The sequence below is a fragment of the Vibrio sp. Vb1026 genome, assembly GCF_033338745.1.
Classification (GTDB): domain Bacteria; phylum Pseudomonadota; class Gammaproteobacteria; order Enterobacterales; family Vibrionaceae; genus Vibrio; species Vibrio alginolyticus.
In genome coordinates this window covers 1-14,404 of sequence record NZ_JAWOTH010000022.1, presented here as the reverse complement: position 1 = coordinate 14,404, position 14,404 = coordinate 1, and the positions used below count along the sequence as shown (strand labels likewise).

Sequence of the window (14,404 nt, the reverse complement as noted above, 5' to 3'; positions counted from 1 at the left end):
ACCAATCCAGCTACCAGTTTTCAATTATGGATTCCTGAAGTGATTTACAGGCTCTAGCAAGTCAGTTTGTCGTTTATCTAGCTGTATTTTCTCAGCTTGTATTTCCTGTAGCGGAGAAATAGTTACTAAGTCTTTTGCAATTTGTGAGTACTCAAACATGATGAGTAAGATGTGATAAAACCATTTGCTCATCGTATTTGAGGCTTGATAAATCCCGCGCTCACATTCATAAATAGCCCGTACGACCGCTTTATCCCGAACCGCGTGTATTTTTTTAGCGTAGTCACACCAAAGCTCAAACTGCTCCTGTGCTTCCGTGTGCTTCTTGGCTATCAATAGCAGGTGTCGGTAACGCTGGTGGTTGTATTCTTCTATTTGTTTTTTTACCTCATCAGCATGAGCGATCGCCAGTTTTCGTGTTGCATTGAAGTGCGCTTGTGCCTGCTGTCTCTCGACATGATGTTTATCGTAGTCTGAGATGGTCAGTGCTGTTGGCGCGAGGACACTATTTTTGATTAGCTTTCCTAGTGTGTACTTGTTACCACTTCGCAAGGATGAGCCAGCAAAACGATACTGATGAAATCGGTAGGCGATACCTTTAAATCGAGTGTTTGTCCTGTCTGGTATCAGTTCGATTTCAATACCTTGTTTGAGCAGCGCCGTTTCAAGTTGAGTCAGTGAAGATGAGGGGGGCAGAGTACGAATCGCCGAATCCACTTTTCTTCTCATCACGCGAATAACCGTTTTCTCTTTTTCGCCTAGTATATCAGTGTCATAACTTGAGTGGTGTACCCCTGAGCTTTGTACTGTTTGTAACCCTAGCGCCACTTCTTGCTCCCTCATAATTTCTTGGGCTTTGAGGTGCGATTGCCAGTTAGAAATGATTTTGCCTGTGAGTAAATCGGTGGTCGAAGCGACAATATGGACATGTTCATTATCAGTATCGGAGTGTTTAAACGCGATATAACGAGCGTTTTCATAGCCAAGATGGGGCATGAGCTGTTTAATGGTGTTTCGCCACTGGTTCAGGGATAACTGTTCCCCCTCCGCTAGGGAGACTACAAAATGGCGAAAGGGTTGTTTCGTATTAGTATTGGCAAGATAAGCGCTTTGCAGTTCAGCAATGGCGCGACTCCAGTCAACTTCTCTAGCATCTTGGCGCTCTGCGCCAAGGGGAACAGAAGCGATTTCGTTCGCACAGATGAATTGCGATGTTCCCCTGTGAAAAACATCTTTCGACTGGCTGGATGAGTATTCAATCAGTTGAGTAATGTCGTCCGTCTGTTTTGCCCCATAGCGGACGAGTTGAGCCGCATCGTGGGTGGTTTGTTTATCGTTTTTGCATTTTAGCTCTTCAAATATCATCTCTTCTATCCTCCTGCTCCAACTTGTTGCGGTAGAGTGCTCTCAACGCGTTGCTGTCTAAGTAATGCATGGCCAACAGCTCGGCGGTTTGAGAATTATGAGCGTCGATAGCGAGATTTCGGGTGAGTTGTAAATTCTGTTTTAGTTCATACAGAGCATCACCCAGTTGATGGGCAATTTCATGGTCGTACAGGGGATTATCTTGCTCAATGAGTGATTCCATTACATTAGCGATACGTTTAGTTTGCTGAAAATATTCTGAAATCGCATCGTTTTGTTGTGGCTTAACCGTCAGTTTATGTGTGATGACATCACGAAGAAATCGGCTTGCTGATTTGTAATGGTAGCTTTCCATGGTTTGCAGTAACTGTTGGTATTCGCTTCCAGTGAGATTGGTTTTCACTGCTTTGCAATACAGCTCTTCGTCACTTTTTCGTTGTTTTTTAAAATTCGCCTGAACGATACGAATTAACTTGCGAGCATCTATCAGTTGATTTTTATCGGCGTCATTGGGATGCTGGTGGAGATATAAAGCGTGAGAAAGCTCTGAAATAAAGGTTTGTTGTGAAGCGATGGTTACCCCAGATTCAATCGGCGAGGGTAACAGTCCTGCGAGTAGTGTAGTCAACTCCTCTGCTGAATAGCTGTGACTTTCAATGAATGCCGATAGTATTTGTTTATGTTTTCTAGATGTGCAGCGAATGACAGTCGCTGCGACTGTGTTGATATTAATATCCATTTTTAAATTTCTCTATTTATTATTTTAATTATTTAGAGTGTTTTGTGTTTTCAAGCGATAACGCCGAAGGCTGTTAGCGCAACCTCGCGCAGTGAGGCATGGCTTTCGTGTGTTTTATTTGGAACAAATAATAACGCGCGATACCAGCTTGTTACTATTTTTGTTCTGAGTGTTTTTATTATAACGATATAATTAACGAGATTGAAAGTGTTTATTTTAATTAAGTTAATTGGATATCATATGGCGGTTTGAATAATCCTGTATTTACTGCGTAATATGACACAGAATTTGTCGAGTGCGACAGGGAAAGTGCGCGTTACGACATCGAAATGCCGTTTGAGACAAAGCCTTTGCGCTGCACTATCATTGTGTCTCTGGTGCTTTCAGGCGCTTTCAGACCGTCTCACTGGAGCTGAGTAAGTCGTTGTCGGGGCGGGTATTACATGGATTAAGCTGAGTTTAATGGGGCGTGAAAACAAATGAGAAGTGTGATTATTGAGTGAAATTAATAGAGAGATTGTATTGATGCTTGTCTTTTTTTAATTGCTGTGACAGGCTATATCGACATGATGTTTAATATATGAAGTTTATATATTTTGCTTTCCGTGAAATATATAAGGTAGGTATATTTGTTTTGGGTTAAATAAATGCGAAAAAGTGATTGCTTTTCACTTTGAAATGCGAATATTATATTTGCAACGACTCCTTGAGTCATAATAACAAAAATAAACGGAGGCGTCTCATGACGCTTATACACCCAATTAATCAACTGAAAATAGAAAAGAAAGCTGACGTATTAAAACGCGTTGGTTTATCTCAAGCTACCTTACATCGCCGAATTAATGATGGCACATTTCCGCCCGCTGTACAACTGGGTCCAAAGGCCGTGGGCTTCATGTCGCATGAAGTCGATGCGTTTCTTATTGCCTGTGCAATAGGAGAAGATAAAAAACGGGTGGTCGCTGAGCTGCTTGCTCAGCGTCAGACGCTCAAACAAGCGAATCCGCTTCTGCAATATATGAACTTTCAGTAACAGGCCATCGAGTTCTGCGCTAAAGCGCAGAGCTTAATTCAGTCAATTGTACGTTTATTCATGTCAAGAGAGTGCATGCGTTTCTTCGCCTCTCTAATGATACGCGCCTTATCTGTACCTGATTAAAAACAATAATAAAAATAGGCATTACTATATGACTTATCGAATTACCAGTGAATTGACCATAAGTGGCGATTCAGAGAAGTGCAAAGCACTGTACCTTAATATTGTTGACCACTTTGGTCAAATTGACTTCAACAACATTGTCCCGATGCCAGCGGCGATACCAAACGCCACGGATTACTTTATAAAAGAGCCGTGGATGATGCGCCATTGGGGGGCCTGCGATGTATTTGAATGCGGTGTGCCTTATCGATGCTTTAATCCATGGAAAGATGACTTTCCTGCAGATATGGGGGACTACATTAATTTGCTTCGGTTTCAAGAAGCATGCGAAGAAGGAACCCCGCATTTAGAGCCAATCATATTCACCACCCTAAATACGTATCCTAAGGAGATAGTTTTTGCTTTGTCAGACCAAAACCCAGGGTTAACGTTTGACGTTCGTTTTTATGACGAGAGAGCAGTGTCAGTTTTGGGAAAACTATGCGCATCAGTTAGCGGGATTATTGCCATTTGAAGCGACGTTTTAAGCCATCGGTACACTATGTGATGTGGTTTGGCAGAGGTTTGAGAGCAACAAGTGCATCGTAGAGCGGTTTTTGGCATCGCTGTCCACGCATCGACGAGAGAGTTTAAAAGCACAAATTGACAGCAAATCGGATGACGCTTTGGACCTAGGACTATTTGACGCATCTCAATTAATCTCTCCATCAAAAAAAACGCTACTACTATTACCTCTAACCCCTGAAGGGGATAAGGTGCTAATATCCCCTATAGAGGATAATTTTTACATTGGAGGCAGATATGCTCATAACAAGTCCTATGCAACTGGGAATATACCTACGTGATGTGCGTAGAACTCAAGGACGAAACCAGACTACAGTCGGGGACATTGTTGGGTTAAAACAGACAACAGTATCAAAGCTTGAACGTGATCCGGCCTCTTCTAGCATCGAAAGTCTGATGCGCCTTCTGTCATCTCTCGACTTAGAACTACATATTCAAGATAAAGCTGTAAGTCGACAACAAGCAAAGCTTCGTGAGCCAGATGATTGGTAAAACGCTGTAAAACAAAGCCAACTTTATAATTAAGTTGTTCTCTCACAATTATCATCGAGTTAGCAAATCGATGAATGGGCGACCAGCTTATTTTGCCCCATTCCGTACTGGCAACTAGGAAGAAATCCTTCTCAGTTGCTTTTCAACTCATAATTTCCCTCAATAGTTTCTTCCCCCAGTCACCGCGACAAACTTCTGCCCCTTTCTGTGTCAGTAGCAATGAAGCCCCATTGTGTACCGACTCCAATTTGAATTAGTTTTTCTAATTGCTTGCAACTACTTAAAACCAGAGCTACGCATTTTTTGACGCAATAATAAGCGCATGGTGACTTTTTAACCTAACTTTGCTTACCTCTGTGTTCCAAGCATCAGTTACGTACTCTATAAAATCAGCATAACGATCTTTGGGTATATAGTCATAGATAGGCTGACTATCGAGTATAAAATCTAAATCCCTGTCCGAATTATTGAATGGGTAGTAAGACTCTTCTTTTGAATAGAGGACTGTAAAACCGATTAGTTCAAGCTGAGTCAAGAACCTTGTTAGAGTTAGTTGTGAATAGAAAAAGTCGTCAACGTGTGCTCCGTTAAATTCAACGATTTTGTTGTGGAGATATCTTTTTATATTTAGAGCGTTATCACTTAATGAAAATCTTAAGGCGATCATGCCATTATGTTTCAATACTCGGTAGCAATTCAATAGAACAGGGGTGAGTTGCTCATGCGTACCCAACCAATGAAATACAGCGTTAGAAAAAATTACATCAGATGAAGACTCTCTTTGTTTATCTAGCCACAATGCGATGTCTGCATGTTCGATTTCTGTAAAATCAGAAGAGTGCTTGCGAGTAAAAACATCGATCATTGAAGCGTCAGCATCAACACATTTCACTGTCATATTGGTATGCTGAGAAATTAACGATGAAAGCTCACCATTTCCACACCCCAAGTCAATTACCGACTTACCATTCAGATGATTTAATTCTGTAAGTTTTTCGAGTAAGGCTAGGCCTGAATGGTACTGGTACTCCTTTTGGAAACAGTCATATTTATTACCATTCCATCCCATAGCTAACTCCAAATTGTTGAGCATCTCGTGCATGGATACTTGCTGATTATTGCTTTGTCCGACATTAGATTGCAAACGCTTATCGGTACAGTGAGATCTTGCTAACACGAATAGTGATACGTGTGAAGTTGAGCAAATCAAGCGTAAGGAGTGGTTTGCTTGTTGGAAGATATGAGTAGTGTTTTTCGATACCAAAATTATCCATACAAATCTAAATTAGTAAAAGCCCTAAAATGGAATTGATGTGATGGACGCCCCCATTAACGGCTTCGATGAGCCAGAATTAAGGTGTTAGCACTTAATTACGAAGGAGCATCCATCATGAACATTAAAGTTGTTGGTATCGATATTGCCAAATCCGTCTTTCAGGTTTGTGTTCTACTTCATGATAACAACGTGGCAATCACCAGAAGTGATTTGATGAAGAAACTGAGTCAGCTTCCTGAGAGCACTCTCATTGCTATGGAAGCTTGTGCATCATCCCACCATTGGGCCCGACAAATGAAACAGCACGGGTTTGAAGTCATGCTGATCTCAGCTCAATTCGTTAAACCATTTGTTGGGCATCAGAAGAACGATGCCAATGATGCCAGAGCAATATGCGAAGCTTCCCAACGGCCAGATGTCCACTCCGTTCAAGTAAAAACTATTGAGCAGCAAGATATCAAGGCATTGCGAAATGTTCGTCAGCGCCTCGTCGATAATCGCATTGCTTTAGTAAATCAATCTCGTGCCATGGCCGCTGAATACGGTGTGATATTCCCTAAGCATGTAACTAAGTTTCAAGAACTTCTACCATTAGCCATTGAAGATGCGAGTAATCAGCTATCACACGTTATGAGGCGTCTATTGCTTGAAAACTACGATGAGCTTAAACAGTTAAATAGGGATATTCAGCAAGTGGAACATGACTTACTGGAGCTGTGCAAAACCAACCACCGTTTTAAAACGTTACAAGAAGTTCCTGGATTTGGCCCCATTATCAGCTCTGCGTTAATCAGTGAACTCGGTACTGGAAAGCAATTCTCTAATGTCCGTCAGTTTTCGCTTGGTGTGGTTTAGTTCCGAAGCAGCATAGCTCAGGAGGTAAGTCCTGCCTGAAAGGTATTACCAAAAACGGTAATAAATAGTTACGAACGCTTATTTTGCATGGTGCTCGAGCGATCGTTCGGTATGCAGATAAACGTCAGGATAGGATGGGGACTTGGCTACGGGAGTTAATTGCCAGACGAGGTAAAGTTAAAGCAGTTGTGGCCTTGGCAAACAAGCTATGTCGAATTGGGTGGCGCCTTTTAAGTTCAGGCGAACAATTTGATGTGAATAAAGCCTTTGCGTAACAGTTAATTTATAGAATTATTTACAGATAAATAGCAGTACCCGAGTTTGCAAGTATTGATGAACAAACGGTCAACGTCGCTGCTAAAACTTGATTCTGGACAAGGCATTATTTATGCCGCGGAAATGTAAAGGAAGCTGAGAGCAGATTACATCATGGCGCGAGCAGTAAAAGCTCATAGAGACGTCGGATAGATGTCAGCGAACCGAACCTAATCAGTTCTTGCAATCACAGGGGCGTCCATAAATGTCCAAAAAAGAGTTTAAACAGCTTTCTTAAAAGAAAGCTGTATCTCTAGTTCTAATGCCATGTTTGAGATGTTCAAGGTGCCTAAGTTGGTATTGTGGTGTTACGTGTGTTTCTCTCAATCAGGGTTTTAAAATCCAGAATTTTTCTCTGATTTCTGAGCTTAGTCATGGCTTGAGCGTCATCCACGACACATATCCCAGCGGCGGTGTTTTGACAAAATTGCGAAGCCAGGCAACGCACTTCAATGACTGCGGCTTTATCGCGGCGATGCGCTTGTAAGGTCAGGAGCGATTTCGATTCGTCATACTCAATGAATTCGTAGTCTCGGAACAGCAAAGCAAAACTCACCGCCGCTGCTTCGGCGTCCGTAGCAGGAACGGTGGCGTAATGGCTTCGGGTGATAGGAATAGAGTGAATAGGGTAATCATCATTGAGTAATACTGATAGGTTGGGATGCATGTCAGCAATATGGCCATGGATGTAGTCTCTGCGTATATCTTGATAAAATTTCTGGTATTGGAAGTACGAGAGTGTGATGCCGTGGTTGATATCCCAGTGATTGTCTCGTAGTAAATCGCTAAAACAATAATCATCAATCTTCAACAGTTGCTTGAAGTTGTCAAAACCACCCAACGTCCGCTGGATTTGTTTTGGGCTCACCCCACGCTCGAGCAGGTCGGCTTCATTGAGATACGGTTCACTGCGCAGAATCGTGGTGACCAGTTCAATGAGACCGATGTCCACGGCACTGATACCTTGCATCAGAAGCGGGGCGAAGTAATCGGAACTGGAGTAAGCCAAGCCTTCATCGAGTGCAGAAATTACGCTGAGGCGTATAGGGTTAGTTATCATCATGGTTAAACTCCTAATTAAGAGAAAAGGGGGCGTGTCAGTCTTGGGGCAGTGCAATAGCCTCGATAGCTCAACCAGCGAAAGTAAAAGTGTACGGCATCAATACGCTGTTTTTGCTCTTTGTGGCATAGGTTCGATTGGCCGAGTTCCTTATGATATTGACGAATGTCTCGCGTCTGTATGTATAACCTTTCATTGCTGCTGGAGTGGTTGTCGTCAACGAAGCGTAAAAACTGATGAAGGTAATCTGCAATCTGATTGAGTCTGAATCGAGGCATTCCTGAATGCTCGCGCTCTTCCATCAATTCACTTAACCAGTTGAGGTATGGAAAACGAATGTCCTCTTCTGCGTTGCACAAATCTAAAGAGGGCAAGGTTGGGAAATCGTCTTTTGTCGGTTTGTGTTTGTAAGCACGAACCACAGGAAAATGTTTAGCCACTAAGTGGATTTGCACTAATAATTGCTGACTCAATGACAGAGAGTTGGGAAGGGCATGGGGGTTGTTTTGGAAAAAGCACTTAGCTTGTAAGCGCACTGCTTTCGCTCTGCTTATTGCATGTTGCGGTTCATCTGTTTTCAGTGCCACAAAATAATGAGACTTAGTGCAGCCTGAGATTCTTAAGGATAATGGTGGTGTGATTTTGACTTGATAAATGCCATGCTGATTGGTGGAGATATGATGGGCGCTAAGCTGACGGTGTTGCTTTATTCCGATGTTTTCAGTTTGATGAGTGACGGTTGGGCGGCCTTTTCGACGTATACGGCGCAGTGCTTGCATTTCACCAAAGCGAGGATGTTCGCTGATGGGTTTTACCTCAAATTGGCTTAAGTGAGCTTGGTGTAAGTTCAAATTTGGCATAGGCGTGATTCCTTCTTGGCTGAATTTAGGGTGCAGAAGTCTGCCCCCTAAACTGGTTAAGGGTGTCATAAGTGACGGTGAGTTAAGTTAAGTGGTGTTAAGCCATTCAGGCTCAGTGGTAATGCATACTGAAGCGCTGGTTATGCGCTCTGTTTATTCTCCGCTCGATATTGTCCTGCAATCGAATAGTAGTTGCCTGTCGATTCCACAATATAATCGCTCCAGAATTGAAGAATTTCGTATCGTTCATCGAGATACAACGCACTGTTGTATGAAGCTCGAGTGGTGTTCTTATCTAAATGAGCAAGACACATTTCGATGGCATCTTCACGGAATTGTTTGTGTTCATTGAGATACGTGCTGGCAATGCCCCTAAACCCATGACTGACGAGCCTGCCTTTCAAACTAGTGAGGTTGAGTGAAGAATTCACGGCGTAAGGACTTATGTGCGGGAATTTAGTATTCGGCTTGTCAGATGGAAATACGTGGACGTGCTCTCCTGATATTGGTCGAATGAACTCTAATATCCCTAACGTGTAGTCATTCAGCGGCACCAAATGTTCACGTTTGCCTTTGGTGTAGAAAGCTGGGATTGTCCAAAGTTTATTCTTAACGTTGATATCACACCAGCGCATGGCAGCGAGTTCATCTGCGCGAGTCATCGTGTGCATTTGCATTTCGAACGCGCAACGGGTGACGGGTTTCATTTGGTTGTTTGACATGATAGCCATCACTTCACCAAGTTCGTTTGGCGGTACTTTGAGCATGTGAGTGACTTTTGATTTGGCAAAGTTGTCTTTAATGTCGGCTAAGCAATTAGATTTAATGATGTTTGAGTTTACCGCGAATTTCATCACTTGATTGGCAATACAGCATGCACGTTTTACATTTTCTAATTGTCCTTTAACCTGCATAGGTTCGATGACCGAAATGACTCCAGCGGCAGTGATATAGGTTAGGGGGAGGTTGCCTAGTTTAGGGTATAGGTTACGTTTTAAGAAAAGACGCTTGCGATGTGACGAGCGTACTTTGTTGGTGATGCGGTCGATTTCATCTAGCCCGAATGCCGTGCCATAAATTCTAGCTCTCTCACGTTCTTCGACAATCAGCTTTTCTCGGTTAGTGGTCTCTTGAATTTCTTCTTTCAGAAGCATCTTTTCTGCGACCGCTTTAAAGGTCAGTTGGCTTTCAACCAAACGGTCTAACTTCTGCTTTTCACGAAACAGTTTTGGGTCAATGCCTTTCGTCATTTGCTCACGAAGTTCTTTGGCGACCTTGCGTACTTCGTCCAGCGTCATATTAGGGTATGAGCCAAGCCCCATTTTTTTACGCTTTTTAGTGCTAAAGTCTGTGTAGATAAATAACCAGTTCTTAGAGCCATTTTTACGTATTCTTAGGTAGAGATTTCCACCATCTGATAGTGAATATTCTTTGTCACTTTTCGCTGCATTCTTGATTTGTGTATTTGTTAATTTATTGATAGCCATGCTGCTATCCTCCTGTTTATTTGTTTGTTCCCCTTCAACTTATCAATCGATTTTGGGGTACGCAAGGGGGTGCTAGAGCTGTGAGATGTAGTGAGAAAAGGTGACTGTGAAAGAGTGTTATATTATTTAAAATCAAACGGTTAGGTTGCTTTTTGAGAAGTGGTGAGTCATGGTGATTAGTGTGTGGGAATTCTTAAGAGTGATTCCCAACGCTTGGCATTTTTCATTCCTTCGTGGGTTTTGTGTTTACGGTGGTATGGTTAGGTTTGGTGGTAGCGTTGCTCACACCTTAATGCGGCGTTAGGTGTTTAGTCGTTGCGCCTGTGTATAAAGAGGTAAATAGGTTGGGTAAGAAGAAGCGCAAGAAGTCCAAATATGACTTAGTTAAAACTTTAAGTCCAATGGCATTTCCGTCTGAATATGAAGAGGTTACAAAGTCTCTTTATATGAAAGCGTGTCAGGGTTCTCGTCATTTGTGGGAAGAAATTACCAGCTTAGAAGAATTGCGAAATAACGCTGAACTTAGAAAGCAATTTTACAGCTCTGCGAATAAGGGCATGATGTCAGCTCAGGATGATATCGTCGCTATGGTTCAGAGTGAAGACAAGCTCGATTTCCCAAAAGAGCTATTGCTTCGGGGAATTGCGGATGCAATGGCATGGCAACTTTTAGGGCATCAATTGGCTCATGCTAGGCGGTTTTTCAAATCAACAGCTCAACCAGATCTATATAACAGTAACTTTGAGTCTGTAGTGTTTGCGGCTAAAGAGTCATTGAAAGATAAACCCAATGCAGTATCACTGATATCTGATTTAACTTCATTTATACAAGTGGGGGATTTACTTGTATATGAACCAGAAAAAGGTTTAACGATTGCTGAAGTTAAAGAGGGTTCTATGAACGCCAAAATTGGCGATTTCATGAAACTCTACGCAGAGTCCCAATGCGATAGAGCTCTCCACTACTTTGCTAATCGAGAGGGGGAGCAAGCCGTAAAACAACTTCAGCGAATGGCTCGCCAAGCAAGTAGAATGTCTCATGTCACATCGGTTATTGGTACAGGTCAAGGTGTTGATCCCGATACAAATGAAAGAATTAGAATACCAGAGCCATTCTTCCCTATCGAAACGTGGGACGATAGACTCAACAATGCACTAGAGCAGGCAAACAGTAAGGGGTGGGCTTTAGATGTAATTGATAACTGCCTTTTCCTTGGTGTGTATGCATCAGACCATATGCGAGTTGGCGGACACGTAGCATTCAACACATGGTTTGACAAAATGGGTGGTACTCCTGAATGTCCAAGATCTCGCTTGATTGACTGCATGCGCAACCCTTTAGCACTACCTATATTTAGCCGGAACATTTCAGATGAAGACAAATTTGATGTGTTGTTCGGTCGAAAGCAAGTTTGTATGGGGATTTGTATTGAGTCACTACTGAGTGAATGTGAAAAAGCAGGCTTTTCCGTAAGGTTTGCTAGTAACAAAGAACGTGGACGCTTAGATCAAACGGGTAATCGACCATATAAGCACAAAGGTAATGCCATATTCATAGGTAAAGGAAGCCATGAAGTTGTCTTAATGGATGGTGTTTTTTTACGTGCTATGTTCCATGGACAAAGCCCAATATCTGTAATTAAGACCATTTTGGAAGATGTTGAAATAAACACCTAACAAACTGTTTAAGAGTGATTCGCAACGCGTGGCATTTTTACTATGCGTTGGTTTGAGTGATTAAGGTGGTATACGGCAGCTTAGGTATTGCGTTGCTCACACCTTAACAGGGCGTTATGTGCTTTTGAGGAAAATTGACATGGAAGTAGTAGAAGCGAGTCCAGATTTAGCTCCAATATTAGCGAGTTACGCGAAAGAATGTTTGGAGTCGGGTATCCCTAAGTATTTAGGCGTTGATCAAGATCCTGAAGCTTATTTATCAGGTTTGGCTGAACGTTCTAAGGCAACTTCTGAATTACCAAACGGTTATTTACCCAGCACAACATATTATTGCGTATCTGGCTCTGAAATCTTAGGCGCTATTCGAATTCGTAAAGGTACTAATGCCAATGTAGAAAATGTCATTGGGCATGTTGGTTACGAAACTAGACCGTCAGCTCGTGGTAAAGGTATAGCCTCATTTCTCCTCGCTTGGGTGCGAGACCATGTTGTCACTGACTCAGTTATTGTTACTTGTTCAATTGACAATCCAGCGTCCCAAAAGGTTATCGAAAACTGTGGTGGTGAGTATCTTGGCAACCACACAAGTGAAACCGAGGGCACTGTAAGGCGCTACCGTTTAGCACGCACATAACAAAGCGTTCAAGAGGGGTTCTCAACGCTTGGCAGTTTTGGTTCAAAGTTTAGCTTTTGTGATTATGGCACAATGGTTTAGGTAAGGTGGTGGCGTTGTTCACCCCTTAACGCGGCGTTATGCTCTAGGAGATGATTTTGCTCGATTTATTAAAGAAAGTGTTTCTAATTAACCTCTCAGCGGCTCTTGTTGTTATCGCTCTAGCCCAGTTTGTTCCATTCTTTGCTACTACTCAGTTGGTCGACTTTCTTTTCTTTGTTGTCATCGTCATATGGGTTTTAGCGAAGCTAATGTGGGAAGGTGGTGTCCATAGTAAGACGACTCGGTTAGATGATCTTAGAAGAGATAAGGTTTACAAAATGGTAGAGGGGCATGATTTCGAAAAAGACGAACGAGAGCACTATCGAATGAACTACCAAACAGGCTTAGTTTTCTTCATAGCCGGTCTACCGGCGTTTATTGCTTGTTTAGTCCTTCAATTTCTTTGAGTACGAGCATAACAAAGCGTTTAAGACAGATTCGCAACGCTCGGCATTCTTAGTTTGAATCAGCTTTGGTGATTAAGGCACAATGGTTTAGGTTCGGTAGTCAGCGTTGCTCACTACTTAACGCGGCGTTATAAAGCTCGAAGAAAAAGGACATTTCGTGGAAATTCGAACAGGCAAACTTGAAGATGTTGCTGGTATCACCGACATCTTTAATTTTTATATTGAGCATACTAATGCACGTTTTGAGGAAGTTCCATTTACTCTGGAAAATCGTCAGAAATGGTTTTCTCAGTTTTCTAGCACTACCAAATATCAACTATATGTAGCCACAGAAAACGGCGTGTTGCTAGGTTTTGCCTGTTCCCAACAGTACAGAGCAATTTCAGCTTTTGACGACACCGTAGAAGTGACCGTTTATTTGGCACAAGAAGCAAAGGGGAAAGGTTTAGGTTCTAAACTATATACTCAGTTGTTCTCATCAATTCGTGCTTATGGTGTCCATCGTGTATTGTCGGGTGTTGCATTACCAAACGACGCATCAGTTGCATTACATAAGCGGTTTGGTTTCAGAGAAGTTGGAGTTTTCAATGAGTATGCAAAGAAACATGGACAGTACATTAGCTCGGTGTGGTTAGAAAAGGCGTTTAACGTAGAGTCAGCTTTATAACAAACAATTTAAGAGTGATTCGGCACGCGTGGCATTTTTACTATGCGTTAGTTTTAGTGGTTAAGGTGGTATGCGGAAGTATCGTATTGCGTGCCTCACACCTTAATTGGGCGTTATGTGCTAGGGAGATAAACGTGAGAATCGAAGAAACTCAAGAATCTGACTTTCTCCAAGTTGTTGACTTGGTTAAGCGCGTTGTCGATAAAGACATACTTCCTCATTTCAGCAATGAAGGGCAGGCGCTGTTTACTTCAAAAGTGCGGTCTGATGTTGAAACTACATTTGATAAATCAAAGTTTCAAAACCTTAAGCTGATAGAAAATAACAAAGTCATTGGTTTTGCTGCGTTGAGAGAGAATAATTACATTACTCATCTTTTCATTGACACTAGCTTTCAAAACAAAGGGTTAGGCAAACTATTGCTAGACAATTTGTTATCACTTACTGAGTCCAGTGAAGTAAGATTGAGGGCGTCTGTTAACGCGAAAAATTTTTATGAGTCTCAAGGTTTTGTTGCCACAGAAGGTGAGCAAAATGTTGATGGCGTAAGGTTTGTTCCAATGCGACTTGTTCGCACATAACAAACAATTTAAGAGTGATTCAGCACGCGTGGCATTTTCGGTATGCGGTGATTTCGGTGTTTAAGTGCAATGCGGAGGCATAGTCATTGCGTGCTTCACACCTTAATTGGGCGTTAGTACCAAAATTAAATTAGGTTTCGGAGTATTTGAAAATGTTCTTTTCTAGTTCATCTCAACCCTTAGTTA

14 protein-coding genes and 1 pseudogene are annotated in these 14,404 nt (G+C 42.2%); 9 read left to right on the top strand and 6 right to left on the bottom strand.

Features of this window, described 5'->3' with window-relative positions:
* Window positions 1-24: 24 nt before the first annotated feature.
* Both R7E47_RS21635 and R7E47_RS21630 read right to left on the bottom strand, forming a co-directional pair.
* Window positions 25-1,365, bottom strand: coding sequence for a relaxase/mobilization nuclease domain-containing protein (locus tag R7E47_RS21635; protein ID WP_191116302.1), 1,341 nt, complete (start codon window positions 1,363-1,365; stop codon window positions 25-27).
* Entirely contained in the window at window positions 1,355-2,104 is a 750-nt protein-coding gene (locus R7E47_RS21630) for a chromosome segregation ATPase (RefSeq protein ID WP_182016525.1), read from the bottom strand. Before R7E47_RS21630 ends, R7E47_RS21635 begins: the two co-directional genes overlap by 11 nt.
* A 742-nt stretch (window positions 2,105-2,846) precedes the next feature.
* Here R7E47_RS21630 and R7E47_RS21625 point away from each other — a divergent pair.
* The 3 genes from R7E47_RS21625 (at window position 2,847) to R7E47_RS21615 (ending at window position 4,319) form a co-directional block, all read left to right on the top strand.
* Window positions 2,847-3,137 carry a helix-turn-helix transcriptional regulator gene (locus tag R7E47_RS21625; protein WP_012841704.1) on the top strand — a complete coding sequence of 97 codons (291 nt, stop codon included), beginning with the start codon at window positions 2,847-2,849 and terminating at the stop codon, window positions 3,135-3,137.
* A 154-nt stretch (window positions 3,138-3,291) separates the two neighbouring features.
* Window positions 3,292-3,777: a hypothetical protein gene (locus R7E47_RS21620; protein WP_318085050.1), complete on the top strand. Its 486-nt coding sequence runs from the start codon at window positions 3,292-3,294 to the stop codon at window positions 3,775-3,777.
* Window positions 3,778-4,064: 287 nt separating this feature from the next.
* Window positions 4,065-4,319, top strand: coding sequence for a helix-turn-helix domain-containing protein (locus R7E47_RS21615; protein WP_017634307.1), 255 nt, complete (start codon window positions 4,065-4,067; stop codon window positions 4,317-4,319).
* 292 nt (window positions 4,320-4,611) lie between these two features.
* Here the strand turns inward: R7E47_RS21615 and R7E47_RS21610 are convergent, their stop codons facing one another.
* Window positions 4,612-5,421 (bottom strand): class I SAM-dependent methyltransferase, encoded by an 810-nt coding sequence (locus tag R7E47_RS21610; protein WP_104979426.1) that lies wholly within the window; start codon window positions 5,419-5,421, stop codon window positions 4,612-4,614.
* A 288-nt stretch (window positions 5,422-5,709) separates the two neighbouring features.
* Here R7E47_RS21610 and R7E47_RS21605 point away from each other — a divergent pair.
* Window positions 5,710-6,725: pseudogene (locus R7E47_RS21605) on the top strand (IS110 family transposase).
* A gap of 329 nt (window positions 6,726-7,054) precedes the next feature.
* On the opposite strand, the gene R7E47_RS21600 reads toward R7E47_RS21605, so the two are convergent.
* The 3 genes from R7E47_RS21600 to R7E47_RS21590 form a co-directional block, all read right to left on the bottom strand.
* A complete protein-coding gene (locus tag R7E47_RS21600; protein ID WP_017634305.1) occupies window positions 7,055-7,828 on the bottom strand; it encodes a hypothetical protein in 774 nt (257 codons plus the stop codon).
* 14 nt (window positions 7,829-7,842) lie between these two features.
* Window positions 7,843-8,685: a hypothetical protein gene (locus R7E47_RS21595; RefSeq protein ID WP_104979425.1), complete on the bottom strand. Its 843-nt coding sequence runs from the start codon at window positions 8,683-8,685 to the stop codon at window positions 7,843-7,845.
* 140 nt (window positions 8,686-8,825) lie between these two features.
* Entirely contained in the window at window positions 8,826-10,172 is a 1,347-nt protein-coding gene (locus R7E47_RS21590; RefSeq protein WP_318085049.1) for a tyrosine-type recombinase/integrase, read from the bottom strand.
* Between the two features lie 344 nt (window positions 10,173-10,516).
* On the opposite strand from R7E47_RS21590, the gene R7E47_RS21585 reads away from it, so the two are divergent.
* The 5 genes from R7E47_RS21585 (at window position 10,517) to R7E47_RS21565 (ending at window position 14,218) form a co-directional block, all read left to right on the top strand.
* Window positions 10,517-11,848, top strand: a complete 1,332-nt coding sequence (locus tag R7E47_RS21585) for a hypothetical protein (protein ID WP_318085048.1) — start codon at window positions 10,517-10,519, stop codon at window positions 11,846-11,848.
* Window positions 11,849-11,987: 139 nt separating this feature from the next.
* Entirely contained in the window at window positions 11,988-12,482 is a 495-nt protein-coding gene (locus R7E47_RS21580) for a GNAT family N-acetyltransferase (RefSeq protein WP_115386097.1), read from the top strand.
* A 137-nt stretch (window positions 12,483-12,619) separates the two neighbouring features.
* The gene (locus tag R7E47_RS21575) at window positions 12,620-12,970 is read left to right on the top strand and encodes a hypothetical protein (RefSeq protein WP_318085047.1); all 351 of its coding nucleotides are present in this window, start codon (window positions 12,620-12,622) and stop codon (window positions 12,968-12,970) included.
* Window positions 12,971-13,127: 157 nt separating this feature from the next.
* Window positions 13,128-13,637 carry a GNAT family N-acetyltransferase gene (locus R7E47_RS21570; protein ID WP_031779151.1) on the top strand — a complete coding sequence of 170 codons (510 nt, stop codon included), beginning with the start codon at window positions 13,128-13,130 and terminating at the stop codon, window positions 13,635-13,637.
* Between the two features lie 134 nt (window positions 13,638-13,771).
* Entirely contained in the window at window positions 13,772-14,218 is a 447-nt protein-coding gene (locus R7E47_RS21565; RefSeq protein ID WP_238762441.1) for a GNAT family N-acetyltransferase, read from the top strand.
* Window positions 14,219-14,404 lie beyond the last annotated feature (186 nt).

Coding starts and splice junctions, on each gene's coding strand:
- R7E47_RS21635 (WP_191116302.1), bottom strand. CDS start 1,365: ATGATATTTGAAGAGCTAAAATGCAAAAACGATAAACAAACCACCCAC.
- R7E47_RS21630 (WP_182016525.1), bottom strand. CDS start 2,104: ATGGATATTAATATCAACACAGTCGCAGCGACTGTCATTCGCTGCACA.
- R7E47_RS21625 (WP_012841704.1), top strand. CDS start 2,847: ATGACGCTTATACACCCAATTAATCAACTGAAAATAGAAAAGAAAGCT.
- R7E47_RS21620 (WP_318085050.1), top strand. CDS start 3,292: ATGACTTATCGAATTACCAGTGAATTGACCATAAGTGGCGATTCAGAG.
- R7E47_RS21615 (WP_017634307.1), top strand. CDS start 4,065: ATGCTCATAACAAGTCCTATGCAACTGGGAATATACCTACGTGATGTG.
- R7E47_RS21610 (WP_104979426.1), bottom strand. CDS start 5,421: ATGCACGAGATGCTCAACAATTTGGAGTTAGCTATGGGATGGAATGGT.
- R7E47_RS21600 (WP_017634305.1), bottom strand. CDS start 7,828: ATGATGATAACTAACCCTATACGCCTCAGCGTAATTTCTGCACTCGAT.
- R7E47_RS21595 (WP_104979425.1), bottom strand. CDS start 8,685: ATGCCAAATTTGAACTTACACCAAGCTCACTTAAGCCAATTTGAGGTA.
- R7E47_RS21590 (WP_318085049.1), bottom strand. CDS start 10,172: ATGGCTATCAATAAATTAACAAATACACAAATCAAGAATGCAGCGAAA.
- R7E47_RS21580 (WP_115386097.1), top strand. CDS start 11,988: ATGGAAGTAGTAGAAGCGAGTCCAGATTTAGCTCCAATATTAGCGAGT.